Raw genomic sequence first — 25,042 nt, 5'->3', positions numbered from 1 at the left:
TTGTACGCCCCGCTTGCCCTCACCTACATGTGGTTCGCCTTGCCGCATGGACGGCTGGCGCGCTTTCCGATGCCGTCGTGAACCCTTGTCCGTGCCATCCTCTACCTCTCAGATCATTGAACGCCGTTGACCAGTCCCGACCACCAACGGTTTCCTCAATCTCCTTACCAACAAGGCGTCTCTCACTGTCGCTAACCCTTTCCAATGCGCGGCACGCATGCTACGAAGGACGTAGATGGGTCGCCCGTGATCGGGCGGCCCAGCGGCATTTTCCCAGGCATCCGTTGGTTGTCGACGGACGTCGTGGAGACCGGATTTCGGGGTGGTCGGCGTGCATGGCGGGGTCAAGTTCTACCGCGGCTCGGCGCGCGCCGCCCGGACGTATGTGGAGCGTGATCGCTCGCGTGCCGATGACTACTACCTCGGGGACGGCACCGGCGTCGCCGAGCGCCTGACCGGTACAGGCGTCGGCGTCGATCCTGCTGGCTCGATGGACGGTGAGACCTATGAGCAGTGGGTCGCCGGGCTCGATGTCGACACCGGTCGCAAGAAGGGCCGGGTCCGTGAGGACGAGCACGCGTTGCGGTTCCTCGAGGTCACGGTCAACGGGCCCAAGACCTGGTCACTCGCGGCGGCGCTCCATCCGGAGATCTCCGCGGCGCTGGACGCAGCGCAAGACAAGGCTGCCGCCGAGATCGTCGGCTGGGTCGCCCAGCACACGACCACCCGGGTCGGGCCGCGCGGACGGCAGGTGCAGATCCCGGTCGAGAAGATCGAGGCCGCGGTGATCCGGCACTACACCTCCCGCGCCGGTGACCCACACCGCCACCTTCACCTGCAGATCAACGCCCGCGTCTACGGAGCCGGCGCTTGGCGCGGGATTCACTCGGTCGCGCTCCGGGACAGCATCGAGGCGATCAACGGGATCGGGCACGCGGCCGTCGCGACCGACCCCGAGTTCCGGGCCGCGCTCGCCGCGCATGGCTTCACCGTCGATCCCGAGACGAGCGAGATCAGTGAGCTCGCCTCGTACGTCGGCGCGTTCAGCGCCAGGACGTCGCAGATCCGGCGCAACGTCGGCCGCTACGAAGCCGAGTGGCGAGGCGAGCATCCCGGCGAGGAGCCCGGGCCGCGGCTTCGAGAAGTGTGGGATCGGCGGGCTTGGGCCGAGGCTCGGCCCAACAAGGTGGTCCCGCGCGACGGGCGGGAGCTCGTCGAGCGATGGAACCAGGAACTGCGGGATCTCGGCTATCGCGATCCGGGCGACGCGGTCGCCGTCAGAGGCACGCAGCCCGCGTGGATCGACCGAGACGCCGCTGCAGACCTGATCGTCTTCCTGCTCGGCGCGAAGGCGTCCGCGTGGAACGAGGCAGACATTCGCGGGAGGACCGAGGTCCTGCTGGCCCAGACCTGCCTGATCGCCGGCTCGGCGGTCCGGATTGAGCTGGCCGAAGACATCACCGCCCGAGCCGTCCAACGGTGCACCCGACTGCTCACTGGACCGGACGTGCCAGAGCACGTCCGGTCGCTGTCGTCGCCGTACGTGCTCGAGGTCGAAGCCGACCTCATCGCCCGACTTTCAGGGCGCGCGACTCGGCCCGCCCGACCGGTGCGCGTCGGCACGCGCGGTGTGGACCGCATCAACCCGGCCCAGGCCGCCGTGGTCGGCGCACTGGCAGGCGACGGCGAGCTCATCGTGGTCGAGGGCGCCGCCGGAGCCGGGAAGACCACGGCACTGCGGTCGACGCAGGCCGTCCTCGCGCAGCACGGACATCGGCTCGTCGTCGTGACGCCCACGCTGAAGGCAGCCGACGTAGCGGCAGCCGAGACGGGCGCAGACGGTCACTCCGCAGCCTGGCTCATCCACCAACATGGCTGGCGCTGGGACCCCGATGGCCACTGGACAAGGCAGCCGGACGCAATGCCAGAACCGTCTGCCCAACTCCGTCCTGGTGACCTGCTGCTCGTCGACGAGGCCGGCATGCTCGACCAGAACACCGCCCGAGCACTCCTCACCATCGCGGACGAGTCCGCAGCGCGCGTCGCATTCGTCGGAGATCGGCACCAGCTCCCTTCGGTCGGTCGTGGCGGCGTGCTCGATCACGCCATCGCCTGGGCTCACCCAACCGGCGTCATTTCCTTGGAGAAGGTGCACCGGTTCGCCGATCGCGACTACGGGGCGCTGAGCCTGCGGATGCGCAATGGCGCCAGCCCGGCCGGCGTGTTCGACGAGCTGCGTCGCCGCGGGCTGATCGTTGTGCACGCCTCCGACGTCGAGCGGACCGCGGTGCTCGCCGAAGTCGGTGCCGCAGGCGACCTCGTCATCGCCGACCGCAGGGAGCAGGTGGCCGACCTGAACGCCGCGATCCGCGACCGTCGACGCAGTGACCGGCCCAGCGACCCGGATGGCGGCCACGTCGTCAGGACCGCAAGCGGCGAGCAGCTCAGTGTTGGCGACCGCGTCGCGACCCGCCGCAACGACCCCGACCTGCAGGTCGCCAACCGCCAGACCTGGACCATCACAGCGATCGGCGAGGACGGCGGGCTCGTACTACGCGGCCACGGACGCGAGCGACAGGTGCCCGCCGCCTACGCCGCCGAGTTCGTCGAGCTCGCCTACGCGACCACCGTCCACGGCGCGCAGGGCGACACCGTCGACCGCGCCCACGTCGCGCTGAGCGAGACCACGGGCGCTGCGGCGGCGTACGTCGCGATGACCCGCGGCCGCGAAACCAACACCGCCCACCTCGTCGCCGAGTCCGTCGACGAAGCACGGCAGCAGTGGGTCGATGCGTTCAGTCGAGACCGCGCCGACCTCGGGCCAGCGCACGCACGTCGTCAGGCAATCGAAGCGACCGACCGGTACGGCGCGGCAGCCCGCCGCCGCTCGACTCCACCACCGCCGCCGCGTCCAACTGCCTCCTCGATCACCGACTCCAGGCTCGCTATGTGACGCTCGACGAACGCGGCACAGCGCCTCGCCACCGCTTGGGTAGTGGCCATCCGAGCTTGACCTCCCCGGCCATCCATTCGCTCACCCCATCCGGGTCGAGAGGCGGCCCATCGTGGGTCCTTGTGGCCTCGTCAATGAGTGGCTGCCAGGCGCGCCGCACCGCAGAGGGCAGCGTCATCTGCGGCCAGGCCTGGATCAGCAGAACCCCGTCAACCGAGTCCTCGACCATCTTGTCCATGCCGTGTTGCACGACGAGCTCGTAGTAGTCGATCCGCTCCTCCTCCTTCGACAGGTCCCAGGTCCGAACGAACTCGGTCCAGTCCTGCGTGGCCTCCGGCGGGAAGACGTACTTGAACGCCTGCACCTTGGCGAAGCAATTCGGGACCGGGACGGACCACAACTTGTCCGGCACCCAGAACGACCCGACATCGGCATCCTCGACCAGGTCCCAGAAGACCATCGGCTTGGCGATCAGCTCGTGGTCCGCGGCATCCAGGAGGCGCTCGACCACGTCCAGCGTCGGGGACTTGCGGCGTCGCTCGTACTCCGAGATCGACGACTGCTGAGTTCGCGCGATCTCGGCCAGACGGCGCTGGGAGAGACCCGCCGCACGGCGAGCCACCTCGATCACGGTCTTCGACGACACCGTTCAATGATCGCCGATCATCGATTGGAATGCCATGCACACCTCACAGATCAGGCGGAGATGCCGCCTCCCGACCCACTCGGGTCGCACCCATCGAGGAGAACCGTCATGACCGCACAGCCCTCCCTCCCCAACCCGCGCAACAACAACCTCGGCGACGAGATGCTCACCCTCCACGAAGCCTGCGCCTACCTCCGGATCCCCGAGGGCACCCTGCGCTACTGGCGCCACCTCGGCGCCGGACCCCGCAGCTTCAAGATCGGCCGGCACGTCCGCTACTGGAGGGCCGACCTCATCCTCTGGCTCACCGAACAGGCCAACCGCCCACAGGGTCGCGCCTGAACGGCGACAACCACACGATGGAAAGGCACGATGAACCATGGCTAGCATCCAGAAGCGCCATGACGGCAACTACCGCGCTCGCTACCGCGACGAGGCGGGCAAAGAACACGCGCGGCACTTCAAGCGAAAGGTTGAGGCCCAACGGTGGCTGGACGAGGTGACGACCGCGGTCGTTACCGGAGCTTACGTCGATCCGAAGGCTGGCAAAGTCACCTTCGCGCGCTTCTACGACGAGTGGTCCGAGCGCCAGATCTGGGTGCCCTCGACCCGGGTGAACGCGGAACGCGTGAGGTCGACAGTCCCGTTCGGCGACCTTCCGATGAAGGCGATTCGTCGTTCGCACATCGAGTCGTGGGTGAAGGCTATGACCGCTGGCGGGCTCGCGGCGAGCACGATCAAGACCCGCTTCATCGTGCTGCGTTCTTTGTTCCGCGCAGCCGTCGCAGACCGGGTGATCGTTGCCGATCCCAGCCTCGGCGTCACCCTCCCTCGGCGTCGTAGCCGGGCAGCCTCGATGGCGATCCCGAGCGAGCAGCAAGTCGGGGCCATCCTGCGAGCGGCGCGACCGGAGTTCAAGGCGTTCATTGCGCTCTGCGCCTTTGCCGGCCTGCGGTCCGGCGAAGCGGCCGGGATCCAGGTCGGAGACATCGGCCTTCGTGAACTTCGGATCGCACGGCAGGTGCAACGCGACTCGCGCGAGGTTGCGGTGCGCGCACCGAAGTACGGCTCCGAGCGCACGATCTTCGCACCGCAGGAACTCGTGACCATCCTCAGCCAGCACATCGAAACGTTCCTGCCCGACGCTGTGCCAAGCTCCTTTCTGTTCCGTGCCTCGGACGGGGAGCCGCTGGATCGCAACGCCGTTCACTTCCGCTGGCGCCGCGCGACCTCAGCGGCGCGGGTCGTCGGCGTCCGACTGCACGATCTACGGCACTTCTTTGCGTCGGGACTGATCGCCCAGGGTTGTGACGTCGTCACCGTGCAACGGGCCCTGGGACACGCCTCGGCGACGACGACGCTGGCGACCTACAGCCACTTGTGGCCAAACGCCGAGGACCGGACCCGGAACGCGTCGGCGTCCCTGATCCGGTCCTCACTGGCCAATCCTGCGGACTCTCTGCGGACTGAGACGGTATCTGTGCAGGTCAGAGGGGGTGTTCAGCTGTAGTCGTGGAAGCCCTTGCGGGTCTTGCGACCCAGCCGCCCCTCGGCGACGACCTGCTCCAGGGTGGCCGCCGGGGCGAAGCCGGGCTCCTTGAACTCGGCGTACAGCTCCTGCTGGATCGCGAGGGAGACGTCGTTGCCGACCACGTCGAGCAGCTGGAACGGACCCATCGGGAAGCCCGCCTCGGCCTTGACTGCCTCGTCGATCTCGGTCAGGTCGACGCCGGTCTCGGCGAGCTTGACCGCATCGTTGAGGTACGGGAACAGCAGGCAGTTCACGATGAAGCCGGCCCGGTCGCCGCAGGACACCGCGACCTTCCCCACGCTCGCGCAGAGGGCCTTCGTGGTCTCGTCCACCTCGGCGGCGGTCAGCTCGGTGGTGACCACCTCGACGAGCTTCATCACCGGCGCCGGGTTGAAGAAGTGCATGCCGATGACGGACTCGGGGCGGGAGGTCGCGTCGGCGAGCTGGGTGATCGGGAGCGAGGAGGTGGTCGTCGCCAGGATGGCGCCGGGCTTGCAGATCCGGTCGAGGTCGCGGAACAGCTCGAGCTTCACCTCGAGGTCCTCGGCGATCGCCTCGACGACGATGTCGACGTCGCCGAGCGCCTCACGCTCGGTCGAGGCGATCAGCCGCTCGATCACGGCGGACTTGCCGTCCTCGTCGAGCTTGCCGCGCTCGATCGCCTTGTCGAGCGCCTTGGTGATCCCGGCCACCACGCCCTCGACCTTCTGGTCGCTGCGACCGACGAAGACGACGTCGTAGCCGGCCCGGGCGAAGACCTGGACGATGCCGGCGGCCATCGTGCCGGTGCCGACCACGCCCACCCGGGCGATCTCGTGGCGCAGCTCGGGGCGGTCGTCGGCCGACGCGCTCTCCTCGTCGGCGACGACCTCGCCGTCGGCGTAGGTGTAGAAGCCGCGGCCGGCGGCGGCGCCGGTGCGACCGTCGGCCACGAGCGTCTCGAGCAGCTCGGCCGGGCGGTGCAGGTCGTCGCCGCTCTCGGCGTAGCGCGCCGCGAGCTGGTCACGGACCGCGTCGAGCCCCAGCTCGTCGAGCACGGTGAGCGGACCCTTCGGGTAGCCGCAGCCGAACCGCATCGCGGCGTCGATGTCGTCCCGGGAGGCGTAGGACGTCTCGTACATCCGGACGGCGTGGTTCAGGTAGGGCAGCAGGAGGGTGCTGGTGATCTGCTGTGCGGTCTGCTGGGCCGGGGTGCGCTCGGTCATGCCAGCGAGGATGACATGTGTTACCCGCCGGTAGAAACCGGTGTTTCACGAAACGGGCTGTGTCGTCCGTCACGCGTCGAAGAGATCGCGCCCCTCGGCGAGCCGGGCCCGTACGTCGGCGATCGAGCGCGTGAACGGCCAGGCCCGCCGCCCGGGCGGCAGCAGGCGCACGACCCGGCCCAGCGCCCGGTTGAAGCGGTCGAAGCGCCGCTGCTGCGCCGGGGACCAGCGCAGTTCCATCGCCGCGCGCAGCTCCGGCGGGAGGTAGCCGGTCGCCAGCCACATCCGGGCGCGCACGACGGCCGCCGGGACGGGGCGTCCGAGGTACTCCAGCCGGACGATCCGCAGGAGGTAGTCGCGCATCGGCTCGTCGATGCGGGTGCGGGCGAGCCCGATGGTCCAGTACTCCTCGAACGCGCCCCGGTCGCGCGGCCACAGGTCGGCGGGCATCTGCAGCATCGCCCCGAAGACCGCGCCCTGCCGGTAGAACTCCTCCCGCTCGCGCCCGAGCAACGGGCCGTGCACCAGGGTGCGGGACTCCTCGAAGCCCCGGTAGATGCAGGCCGCGACCCAGCGCTGCAGCTCCGGGTCGAACGCGCGGTACGCCGGCTCGGCGCCGGGCGCGCTCCGCACGCGCGCGTGTGACCGGTTGGTCGCGTGCCGGAAGGCCGCCCGCTCCTCGGCCGTGCCGAGCACCGCCACGGCGAGGAACCCGACGGTGGTCCGCTGCCGCCGTCGCGGGTTCGTGAACAGGTTGCCCTCGGTGACCACGCTGTCCTTCACGGCGTACCCGATCTCGGGGCGGCTGAGCTGCATGATCACGTTCGCGGTGCCGCTGAGCGCGGTGAACACCGACGCGCCCTGCGCGAGCAAGGAGGTGTCCATCGCGTCGACCGCGGCGCGTTCGCTCATGCGGGGAGCCTAGGTCCGGGGTAGATTCCCTGCCCGTGAGACTCGTCGTGGCCCGCTGCCAGATCGACTACGCCGGCCGCCTCTCCGCGCACCTGCCGATGGCCACGCGGGTGCTCATGCTCAAGGCCGACGGATCGGTGCTGGTGCACTCCGACGGCGGCTCCTACAAGCCGCTGAACTGGATGAGCCCGCCGTGCAGCGTGAAGGAGGTCGTCTCCGAGGACGGCCAGGTCGAGTGGCTCGTGACGGGCAAGGCCGAGGACACCCTGCGCATCCTCATCGAGGAGATCCACCACGACTCCTCCCACGAGCTGGGCGTCGACCCGGGGCTGCAGAAGGACGGCGTGGAGAAGCACCTGCAGGAGCTGCTCGCCGAGCACCCGGCCACGCTGGCCGAGGGCCTGACCCTCGTGCGGCGGGAGTACCCCACGGCGATCGGGCCGGTCGACCTCATGTGCCGCGACGCCGAGGGCCGGTCGGTCGCGGTCGAGATCAAGCGGCGCGGCGAGATCGACGGCGTGGAGCAGCTCACCCGCTACCTCGAGCTGCTCAACCGCGACCCGCTGCTCGCGCCGGTGCGAGGCATCTTCGCCGCCCAGGAGATCAAGCCGCAGGCCCGGGTGCTGGCCACCGACCGGGGCATCGCGTGTGCGGTGGTCGACTACGACGCGCTGCGCGGGCTCGACGACCCGACCGACCGGCTGTTCTGACCCGACCGCGATAACCGTTGGCGGCCGTCCCGTCGCCGCACCACGATGGGTCCGGTGAGTGCCAACTACTTCGACGAGCCCGTCGCGGCGACGTACGACGACGACGTGTCCGCGATGTTCGCTCCGGCGGCGGTCGAGCCGGCGGTGGAGTTCCTCGCCGGACTCGCCGGCGACCGTCCGGCCCTCGAGCTCGCCGTCGGCACCGGGCGGCTCGCCCTGCCGTTGAGCCGCCGCGGCGTGCGGGTCTGCGGCATCGATCTCTCCGCCGCGATGCTCGAGCGACTGCGGGCGAAGCCCGGCGCCGACGCGATCGAGGTCACCGTGGGCGACATGACCTCGAGCCGGGTCGAGGGCCGGTTCGGGCTGGTCTACCTCGTCTTCAACACGATCTCGAACCTGCTCAGCCAGGACTCCCAGGTCGCGTGCTTCCGCAACGCGGCTGCGCACCTCGAGCCCGGGGGGTTCTTCGTCGTCGAGCTGACCGTGCCGGCGCTGCAGCGGCTGCCGCCCGGCGAGACCCACCACGTCTTCCGCCACGACGACCACCACCTCGGCTTCGACGAGTACGACGTCGTCACCCAGCAGATGTGGTCCCACCACCACTCCTTCGACGGGTCGGCGTACCGGAGCGTCTCGGTGCCGTTCCGCTACGCGTGGCCGGCGGAGCTGGACCTGATGGCACGCCTGGCCGGCATGGACCTCGTGGAGCGCTGGGCCGACTGGGACCGCGGGCCGTTCACCGCCGAGTCGCCCTCGCACGTGTCGGTCTGGCAGCTGCCCTCCTGAGTCCGCGAGCGACCAGCCGGGTCAGGGCGTGAGCGGCACCTGCAGGCCGAAGGTGGTCCCCGAGTTGTCGGTGCGCAGCACACGGATGCTGCCGTGGTGCGCCTCGACGATCGCGGCGGCGATGGACAGCCCGAGCCCGGCGCCCGGGATCTCCCGGGCGATCGCGGTGGGCGAGCGGTAGAGGCGCTCGAACACGCGGTGGTGCTCCGGCGTGCCGATCCCGATGCCCGAGTCGGACACCTCGACCCTGGCCATCGTCTCGGTCGCGTAGAGGCGCACGTCCACGCGCCCGCCCGGCGGGGTGAACTTCAGGGCGTTCGACAGCAGGCTGTCCAGGGCCTCGCCGATCCGGTCGGCGTCGCACGCGACGACCAGCGGCGGCGCAGGGAGGTCGACCTCGATCAGCAGACCGCCGGCGTCAGCCTGGGGACGCGCCGAGTCGACGGCGTCACGCACGACCCGGGTGAGGTCGGCCTCCTCGACGTGGATGGAGAGTCCCCGTCGGTCGATGTTCACCAGCATCAGCAGGTCGTCGACCAGCCGCAGCTCGCGGCGCGCGTTGCGCATGATCACGCTGATGAAGTGCTCCAGCTCGGGGTCGAGCTCCTCGTGGTCCACGATCAGCTCGGTGTAGCCGAGGATCGAGGCGAGCGGCGTGCGCAGCTCGTGCGACACCGTCGCGAGGAACTCGTCGTTCATCCGCTGGGTCTCCTCCTGCAGCCGCTGCCGCTCCTCGGCGGCGTGCATCGCCTCGACCACCTCGAGCCGCTCGGTCACGTCGCGGATGTCGGCGAGGACCATGAGCCCGTCGTCCGTCTGCAACGGTGAGAGTGCGATCTCGACGGGGAACTCCCGGCCGTCGCGGCGCTTCCCGTACAACCCGCCGGTCACGCCGATCGGGCGCATCCGAGGGTGCTCGACGAATCCGGAGCGGAAGGTCGCGTGCATCCCGGCGAACCGGTCGGGCATGAGCACCTCGACGGACTGCCCGAGCAGCTCGGCGCGGCCGTAGCCGAACATCTCCTCGGCCTGGGCGTTGAGCAGGATGATCCGCCCGGCGTCGTCCACGACGACGAGCGCGTCGGGGGCGGCTTCGAGGAACCGGCGGAACAGCCGCTCGTCGCGGCGAGATCTCTTCGTCCCGCGTACGGTCGCGAGCACCAGCGGACCGTCATCGGTCGCTAGGGGGGCCAGCGAGATCTCCACCGGAAGCTCCGACCCGTCCTTGCGGACAGCGACGAAGTCCGGGCCGACCCGCAGGTCCCGGACGTGCGGCTGCTCGGCGTACGCGCGACGACGCGACGCGTGGTGATCGCGGAGCCGCACCGGCACCAGCACCTCGATCGGCTGCCCGACCAGCTCGTCGGGCCGATATCCCAGCAGAGGCTCGCAACGCTGGTTCGCGGCGACCACCGCGCCGTGCGCGTCGACGGCGATCATCGCCTCCGGCACCGCAGCGAGCAGCGCGCCGAGCTCGACGCTCCGCTCGCTGCGCTGAAGTTCCGTGTCCACCAGACGACCCCCACCGATCCGCCGTTCGAGCGTGACCCCGGGCTCACTGTCGCGATGCTAGACCCGTTGGTCCGTTTCGGGGGCAACTTCTGACAAACAGCCCAATCGGGTCACGCCAGGGGCAGTTCGAGCCGGAACGTCGCGCCGGAGTCGTCGCTGCTCACCAGGCTGAGGGTGCCGGCGTGCGCCTCTGCGATCGCGAGGGCGATGGTCAGGCCGAGCCCCGCCCCGGGCACCTGCTGCGCGACGGCCGCGCTCGTCCGGTAGAGACGCTCGAAGATCCGTTCGGCGTCGCCGTCCCGTACGCCGGAGCCGGAGTCCACTACGTCGATCTCGGCCACCGGGCCCCGGGTGCGCAGCTGGACCCGGACCCGGCCACCACTCGGGGTGAACTTCAGGGCGTTCGACAGCAGGTTGTCCAGCGCCTGCCCGATCCGGTCACGGTCGACGTTGACCTGCACGGGGAACCCCGGGATCTCCAGTCCGAGGTCGATGTCCACCTCCACCGCACGCACCCGGGCGGCCTCGACGGCGTCCCGGACGATCGGCTCGAGGTCGACGACGAGCGGGCGCATCGACAGCCCGCTGTCCTCGATCGCGACCAGCGTGAGGAGGTCGTCGACCAGCCGCAGCTCGCGCTCGGCGCTGCGCGTGATCACCTGCAGGAACCGGCGCCCCTGCGGGGTCAGCTCCTCCAGGTCGGTCATCAGCTCGCAGTAGCCCAGCATCGAGGTCAGGGGCGTGCGGAGCTCGTGGGAGACCGTGGCGAAGAACTCGTCCTTCACCCGATCGGCGTCCTGCTGCGTCCGGCGGCGCTCGGTGATGTCTCGCACGGCAGCCGAGATCAGCAGACCGTCCTCCGTCTCGAGCGGGGCCAGCGAGATCTCGACGGGGAACTCGCTGCCGTCCTTGCGCACGGCGAACAGGTTGCCGGCGAGGCCCATCGGCCGGGTGCGGGGCCCGGCGACGTACCCGGACCGGAAGGCGACGTGCATCGCGGCGAACCGCTGCGGGACCAGGGTCTCCACCTGCCGGCCGATCAGCTCGGCGCGCGCGTAGCCGAACAGCTCCTCGACCTGGGCGTTGACCAGCACGATCTGGCCGCTCTCGTCGACGATCACCATCGCGTCCGGCGCGGCCTCGAGCAGGCCGCGGAAGAGTCGCTCCTCGCGCCGCTTGCTGGTCACGTCCCTGACCGCTGCCGAGATCAGCAGCCCGTCCTCCGTCTCGAGCGGAGCCAGCGAGATCTCGACCGGGAACTCCGAGCCGTCCGCGCGCCGGGCGAGCAGGTCCAGCCCCGAGCCCATCGCGCGCACGTGCGGCTCGCGCACGTAGGCGTCCCGGTGCTTGTGGTGCAGCTCGCGCAGGCCGTCGGGGACGAACGTCTCCACCGGCCGCCCCAGGAGCTCGGCACGCGTGTACCCGAACAGCCTCTCGGTCTGGGCGTTGACCAGCACGATCCTCCCGTGCCGGTCGATCACGACCATGGCATCCGGGGCAGCCTCGAGCAGACCGCCCAGATCAGGCGGCCGCGCGTCTCCCCCCGAGTCCGTTCCCATCAGACTCCTTCTCCAGCGTCCGGCCCCTCCTGCCCGACCCGGGAATCCTAGCGACGGGCGGATCCAGATGCGGGCGAATCGGACACCGACACGACGGGCGGTTCGTCGGACCGGTGCCCGTCAGGCCCGGTCGTCAGGCAGGGAGTCCGTGTGCCGCACGGATCGCCGCGACGATCCCGGCCATCGCCTCGGTGAGGCTGAAGTCCTTGGGCGTGAACACCGCCGCGACCCCGAGCTCGCGCAGGCGCTTGCCGTCGGAGTCCGGGATGATGCCGCCGACGATCACCGGTACGTCGTCCAGGCCCGCCTTCTTCATGAGGTCGAGCACGTCGGGCACGAGCTCCATGTGCGAGCCGGACAGGATCGACAGGCCGACGCAGTGCACGTCCTCGGCCACCGCGGCCGCCACGATCTGCTCCGGCGTGAGCCGGATGCCCTGGTAGACGACCTCGAACCCCGCGTCGCGGGCCCGGACGGCGACCTGCTCGGCTCCGTTCGAGTGGCCGTCGAGCCCCGGCTTGCCGACGAGGAGCCGCAGCCGACCGCCGAGCTCCTCACCGGTCCGGCGCACGCTCTCGCGCACCCGGGTCAGCTCGGCTCCCGCCTCGGCGACCCCGACGGCTCCGGCGACCCCCGTCGGCGCACGGAACTCGCCGAAGACCTCCCGGAGGGTCCCGGCCCACTCACCCGTGGTGGCACCGGCCCGCGCCGCCGCCAGCGTCGCGGTCATGAGGTTCGCCCCGGTCTTCGCGTCCTCGGCCAGCGCGGCGAGCGCGGCCTGGACTGCCTGCTCGTCACGCTCCGCCTTCCACGCCTCGACCGACGCCAGCGCCTGGGCCTCGGCCTCGGGGTCGGCGGTCTGGATCGCGGCGTCGAGGTCGGCGGTGAGCGGTGAGACCTCGGTGGTCTCGAACCTGTTCACCCCGACGACGACGTCCTCGCCGTTCTCGATCCGCGCCCGCCGGGCGGCGTGCGCCGTGACCAGCTCCTGCTTCATGTAGCCGGACTCGACCGCGGCAACGGCTCCGCCGAGCGCCTGGATCCGGTCGATCTCCGCGCGGGCGTCGGCCACCATCTGCTCGACCTTCGCCTCGATCACGGTGGAGCCGTCGAAGATGTCGTCGTACTCGAGGAGGTCGGACTCGAAGGCCAGCACCTGCTGGAGGCGCAGCGACCACTGCTGGTCCCAGGGACGCGGGAGGCCGAGCGCCTCGTTCCACGCCGGCAGCTGCACGGCGCGTGCCCGGGCCTTCTTCGAGAGGGTCACCCCGAGCATCTCCAGCACGATCCGCTGGACGTTGTTCTCGGGCTGGGCCTCGGTGAGGCCGAGCGAGTTGACCTGGACGCCGTACCGGAACCGGCGCATCTTCTCGTCCTGCACGCCGTAGCGCTCGCGGGTGATCTCCTCCCACAGCTCCACGAACGCGCGCATCTTGCACATCTCCTCGACGAACCGCACGCCCGCGTTGACGAAGAACGAGATCCGGCCGACCACCTTCTCGAAGTCGTCCGGGGAGACCTGGCCCGAGTCCTTCACCGCGTCGAGCACGGCGATCGCCGTGCACAGCGCGAACGCCAGCTCCTGGGTGGGCGTCGCCCCGGCCTCCTGCAGGTGGTAGCTGCAGATGTTGATCGGGTTCCACTTCGGGATGTTGTTGACGGTGTAGGCGATGGTGTCCGCGGTCAGCCGCATGGAGTGCTCGGGCGGGAACACGTAGGTCCCGCGCGAGAGGTACTCCTTGATGATGTCGTTCTGGGTGGTCCCGGCGAGCTTCGCGTGCACCGCGGCGAAGTCGGCGTCGGGGTCCTGCGCGAGCGCCTGCTCCTCGGCGACCACCTGGTAGAGCGCGAGCAGCCACATCGCGGTCGCGTTGATGGTCATCGAGGTGTTCATCTCGGTCAGCGGGATGTCCTCGAAGAGCCGGCGCATCTCGCCCAGGTGCGGCACCGGCACGCCGACCTTGCCGACCTCGCCGCGGCTCAGCGGGGAGTCGGGGTCGTAGCCGGTCTGCGTGGGCAGGTCGAAGGCCACCGACAGACCGGTCTGGCCCTTGGCCAGGTTGGTGCGGTAGAGCCGGTTCGACTCGGCCGCCGAGCTGTGTCCGGCGTAGGTCCGCATCACCCACGGACGGTCCTTGGCGGGCCTGGCCGGCTGGTTCGCCGCAGTCTGCTCGGGGCTCTGCTCTGCGCTCATGTAGGGAGGGTAGGACGTCCCACTACCGACCGGTACGGGATGTGCACTGTCTCACTCGTGTCCGGTACGTCACAGTCGGCGCTCGACCGGGTGGCGCGAGGACCGCCGGTCAGGCCGTCTCGGACTCGGTCGAGGACTCCACGGTGAGCAGGCCGCGCAGGTGGGCCAGGTGCATGAGCCGGCGTACGGCGCCGGGCGGGTCGAGGAACGTGACCCGGTGGGCCGACTGGTTCGCCATCCGGCTGGCGACGGCGAGCATCTTCAGCACGGTCAGGTCGGCCGACTCCACGCCGGAGAGGTCGAGGACCACGTGGTCGGGATGGGTCTCGAGGTGGTCGTAGACCGCCGTCCGGAGCTCGCTGATGCAGCGCACGTCGAGCTGGCCGCTGATGTGCAGTGTCGAGCCGTCCGTCGCCAGTTCCACGATGCTGCCTCCCTCGGGCGGGTGCCACGCCCTTATGAGCACATTGCCCCGTTTGACGGCGGTCCATCCACCCCCGTCCACCGATCGAGACCCGATCGAGACCCTGGCGGCGGGACGGGTCAGGAGACCTCGCGCACGACGTCCGCCCCGAGCCCGGCGAGAACCTCGGCGAACGCCGGGTAGCCCCGGTCGATGTGGTGCGACTCCGCGACCGTGGTGACCCCCTGCCCCGCCAGACCGGCCAGCACGAGCGCCGCGCCCGCGCGGATGTCGTGGGCGACCACCGGGGCGCCGGAGAGCATCGGCACCCCGCGCACCACCGCGTGGTGACCGTCGGTGTGCAGGTCGGCACCGAGCCGGGCCAGCTCCTGGGCGAACATGAAACGGGACTCGAAGACGTTCTCGGTGATCATCGCCGTGCCCTCGCTGACCGACGCGAGCGCCATCGCGAACGGCTGCAGGTCGGTCGGGAAGCCGGGGAACGGGAGCGTGACCACGTCGAACGAGCGCAGGCGGCTCTCCGCGGTCACCGAGAAGCCGCCGTCGGCGATCGCGATCTCCGCACCGGCGTCACCGAGCTTGTCGAGCACGAGGTCCAGGTGGTGGGCCATCCCGCCCTCCACGTGGACCGTGCCACCGGCGATGGCGGCGGCGAAGGCCCAGGTGCCCGCGACGATCCGGTCGGGCACGGTGGCGTGCTCCACCGGCGTGAGCCGGTCGACGCCCTCGATGGTCAGCGTCGAGGAGCCGATGCCGTCGATGCGGGCACCCATCTCGGTGAGCAGGTGGCACAGGTCGACGATCTCCGGCTCCCGCGCGGCGTTGTCCAGCACGCTGGTGCCGTCGGCGAGGACGGCCGCCATCAGCAGGTTCTCGGTGGCGCCGACCGAGGGGAAGTCCAGCCACAGCTGCGACCCGGTGAGACCTCCGGGGACCTCCGCCACCACCTGCCCGTGCTCGACGCGTACGACGGCGCCGAGCTCGCGGAGCCCCCTCATGTGCATGTCGAGGCCGCGCGAGCCGATCGCGTCGCCTCCCGGGAGCGCGACGCTGGCGCGGCGGCACCGGGCCACCAGCGGGCCGAGCACCGCGATCGAGGCCCGCAGCCGGCGGACCAGCTCGTACGGCGCCTCCCAGGCCAGCTCCTCGGGCACCTCGATCCGGGCGACCCCGCTCGTGGAGGCCTGGGTCGGGTCGACGTCCGGGTGGGAGATCTCGACCCGGCAGCCGAGCTGCTCGAGCAGCCGGCCCATGACCTCGACGTCGAGGATGTCCGGCACGTTGTGGATCACGCTCGTGCCCGGCGCGAGCAGGGCCGCCGCCATCAGCTTGAGGGCGGAGTTCTTGGCGCCGCCGACGTGCACCGTCCCCGAGAGGGGCCGGACCCGGGGTCCGGCCGAGGTGATCCGGAAGCTCTCCACGACAGGCCACCCTATGCCGGGCCGAGCCGACCCTCCGACCCCACTAGGGTGGGCGCATGGTCAACCTCACGCGCATCTACACCCGCACCGGCGACGCGGGAGAGACCCGTCTCGGCGACATGAGCAAGACCACCAAGACCGACCTGCGGCTCCGCGCGTACGCCACCGTCGACGAGGCCAACGCGCACCTCGGCGTTGCGCTGGCCACCGGCGGCCTCGACGAGGACGTCGTCGCGGTGCTCACCCACGTGCAGAACGACCTCTTCGACGTCGGTGCCGACTTCTGCACCCCGGTCGTGCCCGACCCGGAGCACCCGCCGCTGCGGATCGAGCAGGACTACGTCGACCGGCTCGAGGGCTGGTGCGACACCTACAACGAGCACCTGCCGGCGCTGCGGTCGTTCATCCTCAACGGCGGCACGCCGGCGGCCGCCCAGCTGCACGTCGCCCGCACCGTCGTACGCCGGGCCGAGCGGGAGGCGTGGGCCGCCTGGGAGCAGCACGCCGACTCGATGAACCGGCTGGCCCTCACCTACCTCAACCGGCTCTCGGACCTGCTGTTCATCCTGGCCCGCCACGCGAACCGGGAGGCCGGCGACGTGCTGTGGGTGCCCGGCGGCGAGCGGACCAGGCCCTGAGCGGCGAAATCCGACGCCGACGCCCCGCGTGCGAGACGATCACGTCATGGCCGAACGAATGACCTTGGGCGAGGTCGAGGGCTCGCACAGCCTCAGCTTCGACTGCGGAGACCTGCCCGTCGACGACGTCATCGTCGCCGCGGGGCACGAGCCCAACGGGTACTTCTGGGAGGGCGTCGCCCACCTGGTCGCGCCGGACCTCGTGCCGCAGCTGGAGCTGGACTCCGAGGGCGGCATGTTCTGCGCCTACGGCCCCCGCGGTGTGCTCGAGGGCCTCCGACGGCTGCTCAAGCCCTACCTCGAGGACGGTCCGCGGATCGCTCGCCTGATCGCCACCGCCGAGTCGTCGGGGTTCGAGTTCCCCGACTAAGCCGCTGGCGCGTCTCTGGTCAGCGGTAGCGGAACCCGTCGAGGAACCGGCGGAACACCCCGCCCTTGCGCGGCAGTGCGGGCGTCGGCGGAGGTGCGGTCGCCCGCTGGCTGGCGACCGGCTGGTCGTAGTCGGTGCGCACGATCGCGTCGACGATCTGCTCCTCGGTGTAGTCCTCGGAGCCCTCGATGGTCGGGACGTAGCCGACCAGCACGCCGTTGCGCATCACCTGGGCCTCGAGCGAGGCGGTGCCGTCGGAGTCCCACGTGGCCTCGCGACCGTCGGGCAGCCGCACCAGCACGCCGAACTGGTAGACACCCTCGCGGGCCAGCTCGGCATCGGTGCCGCGGTCGCGCAGGGCGTCGACGACGCGGCGGGCCTTGGTCTCGTCCATGGTGCTCCCGAGCCTACCCGCGGCGTCCGAGGCGACCGGCGGTCAGAACGGCATCGACAGGAAGGGCGAGGAGTACTCGGGGTCGCCGGCCAGGACGCGCTCTGCGTCCTCGACCGGCATCCGGTTCCGCTCGGCCTCGAGCAGCATGCCGAGCAGCCGGACGTCGCCCGCCGTCGGGATGCCGGTCACCTCGTCGTGCGACAGCACCCACGAGACCGCGGCGGTGATCCGGTCCTGGACGTCGTACGGCTCGTACCAGGTCGTGTACGGGTGGTCGGCTCCCTCCGGCCAGTTGCGCCGGGAGACCGTCTTGATCGTCATCAGCGCGGCGTCCTGCCGCCGCACCTCGTCGACGAGCGCCTGGTAGTCGCTGCGGTACGACGCATCGCGCCAGAGCACCGGGTTGAGCGGGGTCAGCACCGTGGCGAACGGATGCCGCCGCAGCGCCTCGAGGTGGGTCGCCGGAGCCTGGTGGCCGTGGCCGGTGATCCCGATCGCTCCGACCAGGCCCTCCTCCGTCGCGCGGACCACGGCCTCGAGTGCGCCGCCCGGGCCCGTGGCCAGGTCGAGGTCGTCCAGGTCACCCACCGCGTGCAGCTGCAGGAGGTCGACCCGGTCCGTCCGGAGCCGCTCGAGCGAGCGGTTGATCTCCCGCCACGCCCCCTCGCGGTCGCGCTCCCCGGTCTTGGTCGCGAGGAAGACCCGGTCCCGGATCTGCGGCATCCACGGGCCGAGCCGCAGCTCCGCGTCGCCGTAGCCCGCGGCCACGTCGAGGTGGTTGATGCCGCCGTCGAGAGCCTCCTGGATCGACCGGTCGGCCACGTCCTGCGAGACCTCCCCGAGGGCCGCGGCGCCGTAGATGAGGACCGAGCTCTGGTGCCCGAGCCGTCCGAGCCTGCGTGTCTCCATGACGCCACTCTCGACGTCGGCGGTGGCCGGAGCAAGGGCCCCGGGTCCAGGAGACCTGGTCGAACCGAGAATCAGCTCACGTCGCGCCGGAGCGTGGTGAGCGCGCCCACAAGGGCGAAGAGCGCGGCGTACGCGAGCAGCACGACGGCGCCCCAGCCGCGGTCGAGCAGGCTCAGCATGCCGCTGGTGCTGTAGAGGCTGGAGCCGGCGAGCGCCTCGGCTGCCGCCCCGGGCAGGAACTTCTGCACGCCCTGGAGCGGGTCGATCGCGGTGAGCCCGATCCGGAGCACCGGCTCGACGAACTGCGTGAACGCCAGGATCACGACGACGGCCGCCACCTGGTTGGTCAGCAGCGATCCCAGGCCCACCCCGATCACGCACCAGAGCGCGATCGCCACCACCGAGAAGACCACGTCGCCGAGCACGCCGGTGTCGCCGAGGTAGGTGCCGTCGCCCTTCGTGGCGAGGAAGGGCAGCCCGCCGAGCACGGCCCCGGCGGTGCCGATGACGCCGTACGCCGTGCCGAGCAGCCCCGCGACGGCCAGCTTCGCGCCGAGCACCCGGCCGCGACGGGGCTCGGCCAGCAGCGTCGGCGTGATCGTCTGGTGGCGGAACTCCCCGGTCATCGACAGGGCGCCGATCACCAGCGGGAACACGTAGCCGACGCTGACGGCGAGGGTGTAGACGGTCTGCGCGATCTGCCGGCCGTCGAGGGTCGCGCCCGAGCCGAGGCTGCCCGACATCGAGCTCGGGTCGGTGGTGAGGCTGAACCCCATCACCACGCCCATGAAGACCATGTAGGCGCCGAGGACGATCCCCAGCAGCCACCACATCCGGGTGCTGACCAGCTTGCGCCACTCGGCGAGCAGCGCGGCACGCCACGCCCCGGCGTTCACGCGGCACCGCCCGGGGCCGCTCCGGTGAGCCGCAGGAAGACGTCCTCGAGCGACCCGCCCTCCTCGGCGAGCCCGTGGATCTCCAGCCCGGCGCGGTACGCCGCGGCGCCCACCTCCGCGCACGACCCCCCGGTGAGCACGAGGTCGTCGCCGTCCTGCTCGACCGGCCAGCCACGGTCCGCCGCCAGCGCCGTGAAGCCGGCCGGGTCCGGCGAGGCGACCCGCACCCTGGGGCTGGCCAGCGCGACCAGGTCGTCGAGCGACGACTCGTGCACCAGCCGGCCGTGCGCGATGACCACGACGTCGTCGACGCTGGCCTGGACCTCGCCGAGCACGTGGCTCGAGACCAGGATCATCCGCCCCCGCTCGTGGGCGAGGTGGCGCAAGAAGGTCCGCAGCCACACGATGCCCTCCGGGTCGAGGCCGTTCGCCGGCTCGTCGAGCACCAGCACCTGGGGGTCGCCCAGCAACGCCGCGGCGAGGGCGAGTCGCTGCCGCATGCCCGCGGAGAAGCCGCCGACCCGGCGGCGCGCGGCCTCGGTCAGGCCCACCTGGGCGAGCACCTCGTCGCAGCGACGGTCGTCGACCCCGGCGTAGGGCGCGTAGGTGCGCAGGTGGTCGCGTGCCGTGCGGCCGGGGTGGAAGCTCGCCGACTCCAGCGCCGCGCCGACCACCGTCGTCGGGTGCGCGAGATCGGCGTACCGGCGCCCGCCGATGAGGGCGGAGCCACCGTCGGGCCCGACCAGCCCCAGCAGCATCCGGAAGGTCGTGGTCTTGCCTGCCCCGTTGGGCCCCAGGAAGCCCGTGACGGCGCCCGGACGCACCACCATGTCGAGCCCGTCGACGGCTCGGACGGTGCCGAAGGTCTTGGTCAGGCCGCGGATCTCGACCGGGAGGCCGGCACGCTCAGTGGTGGGCACGCCGCCGGTCCCAGTCCGAGCCGGGCGGCCCCGACTCCAGCCACGACGAGAACCCGGTCAGCGCGGACGGGCTCATCGCCAGCTCGACCGCGCCCTTCGGCGTGCTGCACACGACGACCAGGTGCCCGCCGTACAGGGCGAAGGCCTCCTGGCCGGTCGGCTCCCGCTGGCCGGTGATCCGCAGGTTCGCGCGCTCCCAGGAGCGCCGCGGCCACGGCGACGGCGAGAAGATCCGGAACCACTCGAGCCGCTCGTCGCGGTAACGCCCCAACCCGAGGACCCAGCCACGACCGGCCTCGGGCTGCTGGCCGCGCGCCCCGATCCTGGCACTGAGCTCGAACGTGCCCCCGTGCCGGGAGAGAAGGCGGCGGCGTACGACCAGCAGCAGCCCGTAGCCGATCACGACGAGCAACACGACACCGGCTGAGTCCAGCAGCCACTGCCATGCGCTCATCGAACTCCTCTTCGGGCGAGCCTCAGCTCGCGGCCTCGGACCTCGCCTTGGCTTCCTCGAGCAGCCGCTTGGCCTCGTCGTAGTTGGACTCGTGCGAGATCTCTGCATGTTCGCACAGGAGGCTGACCTCGTTGTGCGCGACCGAGATGAAACCACCGTCGATGGCCGCCACCCAGTGGCCGTCGTCGACCGTGCGCACGTCGACCTGCCCCTCGGCGAGGACCGACATGATCGGCGTGTGGTTCGCCATGATGCCGATCTCGCCGGCGAGCGTGCGGGCGTTGACGACGGTCGCCTCGCCGGACCAGACCTCACGGTCGGCCGCGACGAGGGCAACCCTCATGGTGTTCGCCATCAGCGCACCTCGTTCCGCTCACGCATCAGAGGCTCTTCTGGATCTCGGACCACTTGCGCTCGACGTCGTCCAGACCGCCGCACATGAAGAAGGCCTGCTCGGCCACGTGGTCGTACTCGCCGTCGGCGATCTTGTTGAACGCCTCGATGGTCTCCGACACGGGGACCGTCGAGCCCTCGATGCCGGTGAACTGCTTGGCCACGTAGGTGTTCTGCGACAGGAACCGCTGGATCCGGCGAGCGCGGGACACGATGATCTTGTCCTCTTCCGAGAGCTCGTCGACACCGAGGATCGCGATGATGTCCTGGAGCTCCTTGTTGCGCTGGAGGATCTGCTTGATCCGGATCGCGCAGTCGTAGTGCGCCTGCCCGATGTACTGCGCGTCGAGGATCCGCGAGGTCGAGGTCAGCGGGTCCACGGCCGGGTAGATACCCAGCGACGCGATCTCGCGCGACAGCTCGGTGGTCGCGTCGAGGTGCGCGAACGTGGTCGCCGGCGCCGGGTCGGTGTAGTCGTCCGCCGGCACGTAGATCGCCTGCATCGAGGTGATCGAGTGACCACGCGTCGAGGTGATCCGCTCCTGGAGCGTGCCCATCTCGTCGGCGAGGTTCGGCTGGTAGCCCACCGCGGACGGCATCCGGCCGAGCAGCGTCGAGACCTCCGAGCCGGCCTGGGTGAACCGGAAGATGTTGTCGATGAAGAGCAGCACGTCCTGGCCCTGGACGTCGCGGAAGTACTCCGCCATCGTCAGCGCGGACAGCGCCACCCGCAGACGCGTGCCCGGCGGCTCGTCCATCTGGCCGAAGACGAGGGCGGTCTGGCCGATGACGCCGGCCTCCTCCATCTCGACGATCAGGTCGTTGCCCTCACGGGTGCGCTCACCGACGCCGGCGAACACGGACACACCACCGTGGTCCTTCGCGACGCGGGCGATCATCTCCTGGATCAGCACGGTCTTGCCGACGCCGGCACCACCGAACAGGCCGATCTTGCCGCCCTGCACGTACGGCGTCAGCAGGTCGATGACCTTGATGCCGGTCTCGAACATCTGCGTCTTCGACTCGAGCTGGTCGAAGGCGGGCGCCTTGCGGTGGATGCCCCAGCGCTCGTTGACCTCGAGCTTCTCGCCCTCGGCGAGGTTCAGGCACTCACCGAGCGTGTTGAACACCCGGCCGAGGGTCGCGTCACCGACGGGCACCGTGATCGGCGAGCCGGTGTCGGTGACGGTCGCACCGCGGACCAGGCCGTCAGTCGGCTGCAGCGAGATCGCGCGGACCATGCCGTCACCGATGTGCTGGGCGACCTCGAGCGAGAGGGTCTTCGTCTCGCCGGCGAGCGTCAGCTGGGTCTCGAGCAGGTTGTACATCTCCGGCATCGAGTCGGTGGGGAACTCGATGTCGACCACCGGGCCGATGACGCGGGCGATGCGCCCGTTGTTGGCGCCGGCGGATCCGGCCGCGGCGTTCTCTTGGATGGTGGCAGTCATGTCTCTCACTCACTCCCGGCTTGGGCGTCGGCGAGCGCGTTGACGCCTCCGACGATCTCGCTGATTTCCTGGGTAATACCGGCCTGGCGGGCCTGGTTGGCGATGCGGGTGAACTTCTTGATCAGCTCTTCGGCGTTGTCGGTCGCCGACTTCATCGCCTTCTGGCGTGCCGCGAGCTCAGAGGCCGAGGCCTGCAGCAGCGCATAGAAGATCCGGCTCTGCACGTACTTCGGCAGCAGCGCGTCGAGGACCTCGTCGGCCGACGGCTCGAACTCGTAGAGCGGCAGCACCTCGTCCTCCGGGGGCTTCTCCTCGCCCTCGACGACCTCCAGCGGCAGCATCCGCACGCTGTGCGGCTCCTGCACGAGCATGGAGCGGAACCGCGTGTACACGATGTGCACCTCGTCGACGCCCTCGTCACCCTCGTCGACGAACGCGTCGATGAGCGCCTTGCCGATCTCGCGGGCGTTGTCGTACTGCGGCTGGTCGGAGAAGCCCGTCCACGACTCCCGCACCGGCCGGTTGCGGAAGCGGAAGTACGCCTCACCCTTGCGCCCGGCGATGAAGGTGGTGATCTGCTTGCCCTCCTCGCGCAGGCGCTCGGCGAGCCGCTCCCCCTCCTTCAGCACGCTGGAGGAGTAGGCCCCCGCCAGACCGCGGTCGCTGGTGATCACCAGGATCGCGGCCTTGGTGGGGTTCTCCGGCTCGGTGGTCAGCGGGTGGTCGGCGTCGGAGTACGTCGCCAGGGCCGAGACCGCCCGGGTCAGCTCGCGCGCGTACGGCGCGGCCTGCTGGGCCCGCTGCTGCGCCTTGATGATGCGAGACGCAGCAATGAGCTCCATGGCGCGCGTGATCTTCTTCATCGACTCCGTCGACTTGATCCGCGCGCGGTACTCACGCAGCGATACGGCCATTAGTGGTCACCCCCGAGTAGTGCGCGAAGGTAGCCGTGGTCCAGGTGCGTGCCTCGCAAGGCGGACGAGGGAGTCGGGCCGGCGGCCCGGCGACCGAGGACAACGCAGCGAGGTGCGTGCCTGGGCCGCGGGGACCGAGCGGAATACGAGGGAGTGGCCACCAGAGTCAGCCCCGCTTCTGCTTGACGATCTGCTCCTGCTCGAGCTCCTCGTCGGTCACCGCGTCGACCTGCGGGTCGGTGCCCGGCTTGATCGACTTGCCCTCGGAGGTCTCGAACTGGTCGAGGAACGAGGTGTAGGCGTCGGCCAGCGCCGACTCGGTGTCGTCGGAGAACTGGTTCGTCTCGCGGATGGTGCCGAGGATGCCCTCGTGCGAGCGACGCAGGTAGTCCAGGAGCTCGTTCTCGAACCGCAGCACGTCCTCCACCGGGACCGCGTCGAGACGGCCGGTCGTGCCGATCCACAGCGAGACCACCATCTCGGGCAGCGGGTAGGGCGAGTACGCCGGCTGCTTGAGCAGCGCCATCAGGCGCGAGCCACGGTCGAGCTGCTGGCGCGACGCCGCGTCGAGGTCGGAGGCGAACATCGCGAACGCCTCCATCGCGCGGAACTGCGCCAGGTCGACCTTCAGCGAGCCGGTCACGGCCTTCATCGCCTTGGTCATCGCCGCGCCACCCACACGGGACACCGAGACACCGACGTCGATCGCCGGGCGCTGGTTGGCCGCGAACAGGTCCGACTGCAGGAAGATCTGGCCGTCGGTGATCGAGATGACGTTGGTCGGGATGTACGCCGAGACGTCGTTCGCCTTGGTCTCGATGATCGGGAGACCGGTCATCGAGCCCGCACCGAGGTCGTCGGAGAGCTTCGCGCACCGCTCGAGCAGCCGGCTGTGCAGGTAGAAGACGTCACCCGGGTAGGCCTCGCGGCCCGGCGGGCGACGCAGCAGCAGCGACACGGCGCGGTAGGCCTCGGCCTGCTTGGTGAGGTCGTCGAAGATGATCAGCACGTGCTTGCCGTCGTACATCCACTGCTGGCCGATGGCCGAGCCGGTGTACGGCGCGAGGTACTTGAAGCCCGCGCTGTCCGACGCCGGCGAGGCGACGATGGTGGTGTACTCCAGGGCGCCGGCCTCCTCGAGGGCGCCGCGCACCGAGGCGATCGTGGAGCCCTTCTGGCCGATCGCGACGTAGATGCAGCGGACCTGCTTGGCCGGGTCGCCGGAGTCCCAGTTCTGCTTCTGGTTGATGATCGTGTCGATCGCGATCGTGGTCTTGCCGGTCGAGCGGTCACCGATGATCAGCTGGCGCTGGCCACGGCCGATCGGGGTGAGGGCGTCGATCGCCTTGATGCCGGTCGCCAACGGCTCGTGCACCGACTTGCGCTGCATCACCGTGGGCGCCTGCAGCTCGAGGGCGCGGCGGGTGTCGGACTGGATCTCGCCGAGGCCGTCGATGGGCGTGCCCAGCGGGTCCACGACGCGGCCCATGAAGGCGTCACCGACGGGGACGGAGAGGATCTCGCCGGTACGGCGTACGGTCTGGCCCTCCTCGATCTTGTCGAAGTCACCGAGGATGACGACACCGATCTCGCGGGTGTCGAGGTTCAGCGCGAGGCCACGGGTGCCGTCCTCGAACTCGAGCAGCTCGTTGGCCATGGCCGACGGGAGACCGGTGACCCGGGCGATGCCGTCACCGGCCGAGGAGACGGTGCCGACCTCTTCCTTGCTGGCTGCGGCCGGCTGGTAGTCGGCGACGTACTTCGCAAGCGCGTCCCGGATCTCCTCCGGACGGATCGAAAGCTCCGTCATTTCTTCCCTACTCTCTTCGTTGCTTACGTATCGGTGTCTGGGT

General features: G+C 70.4%; 24 protein-coding genes. 7 read left to right on the top strand and 17 right to left on the bottom strand.

Annotated elements, in window-relative coordinates:
* The first annotated feature begins 322 nt into the window (after positions 1–322).
* Positions 323–2,953, top strand: coding sequence for a MobF family relaxase (gene mobF / locus EFL26_RS08970; RefSeq protein WP_246000101.1), 2,631 nt, complete (start codon positions 323–325; stop codon positions 2,951–2,953).
* Here mobF and EFL26_RS08965 read toward each other — a convergent pair.
* Positions 2,946–3,599 carry a helix-turn-helix domain-containing protein gene (locus EFL26_RS08965; protein ID WP_123222556.1) on the bottom strand — a complete coding sequence of 218 codons (654 nt, stop codon included), beginning with the start codon at positions 3,597–3,599 and terminating at the stop codon, positions 2,946–2,948. The two genes, mobF and EFL26_RS08965, sit on opposite strands and share 8 nt — an antisense overlap.
* Positions 3,600–3,707: 108 nt before the next feature.
* Between EFL26_RS08965 and EFL26_RS08960 the strand changes: the two genes are divergently transcribed.
* Positions 3,708–3,941 (top strand): helix-turn-helix transcriptional regulator, encoded by a 234-nt coding sequence (locus EFL26_RS08960; protein ID WP_123222555.1) that lies wholly within the window; start codon positions 3,708–3,710, stop codon positions 3,939–3,941.
* 37 nt (positions 3,942–3,978) lie between these two features.
* Complete coding sequence (locus EFL26_RS08955; protein ID WP_123222554.1) at positions 3,979–5,109, top strand: tyrosine-type recombinase/integrase; 1,131 nt, start codon at positions 3,979–3,981, stop codon at positions 5,107–5,109.
* Here the strand turns inward: EFL26_RS08955 and EFL26_RS08950 are convergent.
* Complete coding sequence (locus EFL26_RS08950) at positions 5,100–6,335, bottom strand: 3-hydroxyacyl-CoA dehydrogenase family protein (protein WP_123222553.1); 1,236 nt, start codon at positions 6,333–6,335, stop codon at positions 5,100–5,102. The genes EFL26_RS08955 and EFL26_RS08950 overlap by 10 nt on opposite strands.
* 69 nt (positions 6,336–6,404) lie before the next feature.
* Positions 6,405–7,247 carry an oxygenase MpaB family protein gene (locus EFL26_RS08945; protein WP_123222552.1) on the bottom strand — a complete coding sequence of 281 codons (843 nt, stop codon included), beginning with the start codon at positions 7,245–7,247 and terminating at the stop codon, positions 6,405–6,407.
* 35 nt (positions 7,248–7,282) lie between these two features.
* On the opposite strand from EFL26_RS08945, the gene nucS reads away from it, so the two are divergent.
* Both nucS and EFL26_RS08935 read left to right on the top strand, forming a co-directional pair.
* Positions 7,283–7,957, top strand: coding sequence for an endonuclease NucS (gene nucS, locus EFL26_RS08940; RefSeq protein WP_123222551.1), 675 nt, complete (start codon positions 7,283–7,285; stop codon positions 7,955–7,957).
* A 54-nt stretch (positions 7,958–8,011) separates the two neighbouring features.
* Positions 8,012–8,743, top strand: coding sequence for a class I SAM-dependent DNA methyltransferase (locus EFL26_RS08935; RefSeq protein WP_123222550.1), 732 nt, complete (start codon positions 8,012–8,014; stop codon positions 8,741–8,743).
* A 21-nt stretch (positions 8,744–8,764) separates the two neighbouring features.
* On the opposite strand, the gene EFL26_RS08930 is transcribed toward EFL26_RS08935, so the two are convergent.
* From EFL26_RS08930 to murA, 5 genes are all read right to left on the bottom strand, one after another.
* Positions 8,765–10,255 (bottom strand): sensor histidine kinase, encoded by a 1,491-nt coding sequence (locus EFL26_RS08930; RefSeq protein ID WP_123222549.1) that lies wholly within the window; start codon positions 10,253–10,255, stop codon positions 8,765–8,767.
* 110 nt (positions 10,256–10,365) lie between these two features.
* Positions 10,366–11,814, bottom strand: a complete 1,449-nt coding sequence (locus EFL26_RS08925) for a PAS domain-containing sensor histidine kinase (protein ID WP_123222548.1) — start codon at positions 11,812–11,814, stop codon at positions 10,366–10,368.
* A gap of 133 nt (positions 11,815–11,947) precedes the next feature.
* Positions 11,948–14,008, bottom strand: coding sequence for a protein meaA (locus EFL26_RS08920; RefSeq protein ID WP_123222547.1), 2,061 nt, complete (start codon positions 14,006–14,008; stop codon positions 11,948–11,950).
* A gap of 109 nt (positions 14,009–14,117) precedes the next feature.
* Complete coding sequence (locus EFL26_RS08915) at positions 14,118–14,432, bottom strand: STAS domain-containing protein (protein ID WP_183408101.1); 315 nt, start codon at positions 14,430–14,432, stop codon at positions 14,118–14,120.
* 119 nt (positions 14,433–14,551) lie between these two features.
* Positions 14,552–15,853 carry a UDP-N-acetylglucosamine 1-carboxyvinyltransferase gene (gene murA / locus EFL26_RS08910; RefSeq protein WP_123222545.1) on the bottom strand — a complete coding sequence of 434 codons (1,302 nt, stop codon included), beginning with the start codon at positions 15,851–15,853 and terminating at the stop codon, positions 14,552–14,554.
* 56 nt (positions 15,854–15,909) lie between these two features.
* On the opposite strand from murA, the gene EFL26_RS08905 reads away from it, so the two are divergent.
* Positions 15,910–16,491: a cob(I)yrinic acid a,c-diamide adenosyltransferase gene (locus EFL26_RS08905; protein WP_123222544.1), complete on the top strand. Its 582-nt coding sequence runs from the start codon at positions 15,910–15,912 to the stop codon at positions 16,489–16,491.
* A 46-nt stretch (positions 16,492–16,537) separates the two neighbouring features.
* Positions 16,538–16,861 carry an Imm51 family immunity protein gene (locus EFL26_RS08900; protein WP_123222543.1) on the top strand — a complete coding sequence of 108 codons (324 nt, stop codon included), beginning with the start codon at positions 16,538–16,540 and terminating at the stop codon, positions 16,859–16,861.
* A gap of 19 nt (positions 16,862–16,880) precedes the next feature.
* On the opposite strand, the gene EFL26_RS08895 is transcribed toward EFL26_RS08900, so the two are convergent.
* The 9 genes from EFL26_RS08895 to atpA form a co-directional block, all read right to left on the bottom strand.
* On the bottom strand, positions 16,881–17,255 hold the full coding sequence (locus EFL26_RS08895; RefSeq protein WP_123222542.1) for a hypothetical protein: 375 nt from the start codon (positions 17,253–17,255) through the stop codon (positions 16,881–16,883).
* 42 nt (positions 17,256–17,297) lie between these two features.
* Entirely contained in the window at positions 17,298–18,164 is an 867-nt protein-coding gene (locus EFL26_RS08890) for an aldo/keto reductase (RefSeq protein WP_123222541.1), read from the bottom strand.
* Positions 18,165–18,235: 71 nt separating this feature from the next.
* Entirely contained in the window at positions 18,236–19,060 is an 825-nt protein-coding gene (locus EFL26_RS08885; RefSeq protein WP_246000100.1) for an ABC transporter permease, read from the bottom strand.
* Entirely contained in the window at positions 19,057–19,980 is a 924-nt protein-coding gene (locus tag EFL26_RS08880) for an ATP-binding cassette domain-containing protein (RefSeq protein ID WP_246000099.1), read from the bottom strand. Before EFL26_RS08880 ends, EFL26_RS08885 begins: the two co-directional genes overlap by 4 nt.
* On the bottom strand, positions 19,967–20,434 hold the full coding sequence (locus EFL26_RS08875) for a DUF2550 domain-containing protein (protein ID WP_123222540.1): 468 nt from the start codon (positions 20,432–20,434) through the stop codon (positions 19,967–19,969). Before EFL26_RS08875 ends, EFL26_RS08880 begins: the two co-directional genes overlap by 14 nt.
* Before the next feature lie 22 nt (positions 20,435–20,456).
* On the bottom strand, positions 20,457–20,789 hold the full coding sequence (locus EFL26_RS08870) for a F0F1 ATP synthase subunit epsilon (RefSeq protein ID WP_123222539.1): 333 nt from the start codon (positions 20,787–20,789) through the stop codon (positions 20,457–20,459).
* Positions 20,790–20,814: 25 nt separating this feature from the next.
* Positions 20,815–22,275, bottom strand: a complete 1,461-nt coding sequence (gene atpD / locus EFL26_RS08865; RefSeq protein WP_123222538.1) for a F0F1 ATP synthase subunit beta — start codon at positions 22,273–22,275, stop codon at positions 20,815–20,817.
* A 5-nt stretch (positions 22,276–22,280) separates the two neighbouring features.
* Positions 22,281–23,189, bottom strand: a complete 909-nt coding sequence (locus EFL26_RS08860) for a F0F1 ATP synthase subunit gamma (RefSeq protein ID WP_123222537.1) — start codon at positions 23,187–23,189, stop codon at positions 22,281–22,283.
* Positions 23,190–23,355: 166 nt separating this feature from the next.
* The gene (gene atpA / locus EFL26_RS08855) at positions 23,356–24,999 is read right to left on the bottom strand and encodes a F0F1 ATP synthase subunit alpha (protein WP_123222536.1); all 1,644 of its coding nucleotides are present in this window, start codon (positions 24,997–24,999) and stop codon (positions 23,356–23,358) included.
* Between the last annotated feature and the right edge of the window lie 43 nt (positions 25,000–25,042).

The organism is Nocardioides pocheonensis (assembly GCF_003725535.1).
GTDB lineage: Bacteria > Actinomycetota > Actinomycetes > Propionibacteriales > Nocardioidaceae > Marmoricola > Marmoricola pocheonensis.
This window is presented reverse-complemented; position numbering and strand designations above follow the sequence as displayed.

Excerpts from the sequence above, each read along its gene's own strand:
- EFL26_RS08960 (WP_123222555.1), top strand. The coding sequence starts at position 3,708 with ATGACCGCACAGCCCTCCCTCCCCAACCCGCGCAACAACAACCTCGGC.
- EFL26_RS08955 (WP_123222554.1), top strand. The coding sequence starts at position 3,979 with ATGGCTAGCATCCAGAAGCGCCATGACGGCAACTACCGCGCTCGCTAC.
- EFL26_RS08950 (WP_123222553.1), bottom strand. The coding sequence starts at position 6,335 with ATGACCGAGCGCACCCCGGCCCAGCAGACCGCACAGCAGATCACCAGC.
- EFL26_RS08945 (WP_123222552.1), bottom strand. The coding sequence starts at position 7,247 with ATGAGCGAACGCGCCGCGGTCGACGCGATGGACACCTCCTTGCTCGCG.
- EFL26_RS08925 (WP_123222548.1), bottom strand. The coding sequence starts at position 11,814 with ATGGGAACGGACTCGGGGGGAGACGCGCGGCCGCCTGATCTGGGCGGT.
- EFL26_RS08920 (WP_123222547.1), bottom strand. The coding sequence starts at position 14,008 with ATGAGCGCAGAGCAGAGCCCCGAGCAGACTGCGGCGAACCAGCCGGCC.
- EFL26_RS08905 (WP_123222544.1), top strand. The coding sequence starts at position 15,910 with ATGGTCAACCTCACGCGCATCTACACCCGCACCGGCGACGCGGGAGAG.
- EFL26_RS08900 (WP_123222543.1), top strand. The coding sequence starts at position 16,538 with ATGGCCGAACGAATGACCTTGGGCGAGGTCGAGGGCTCGCACAGCCTC.
- EFL26_RS08895 (WP_123222542.1), bottom strand. The coding sequence starts at position 17,255 with ATGGACGAGACCAAGGCCCGCCGCGTCGTCGACGCCCTGCGCGACCGC.
- EFL26_RS08890 (WP_123222541.1), bottom strand. The coding sequence starts at position 18,164 with ATGGAGACACGCAGGCTCGGACGGCTCGGGCACCAGAGCTCGGTCCTC.
- EFL26_RS08875 (WP_123222540.1), bottom strand. The coding sequence starts at position 20,434 with ATGAGCGCATGGCAGTGGCTGCTGGACTCAGCCGGTGTCGTGTTGCTC.
- EFL26_RS08870 (WP_123222539.1), bottom strand. The coding sequence starts at position 20,789 with ATGGCGAACACCATGAGGGTTGCCCTCGTCGCGGCCGACCGTGAGGTC.
- atpD (WP_123222538.1), bottom strand. The coding sequence starts at position 22,275 with ATGACTGCCACCATCCAAGAGAACGCCGCGGCCGGATCCGCCGGCGCC.
- EFL26_RS08860 (WP_123222537.1), bottom strand. The coding sequence starts at position 23,189 with ATGGCCGTATCGCTGCGTGAGTACCGCGCGCGGATCAAGTCGACGGAG.
- atpA (WP_123222536.1), bottom strand. The coding sequence starts at position 24,999 with ATGACGGAGCTTTCGATCCGTCCGGAGGAGATCCGGGACGCGCTTGCG.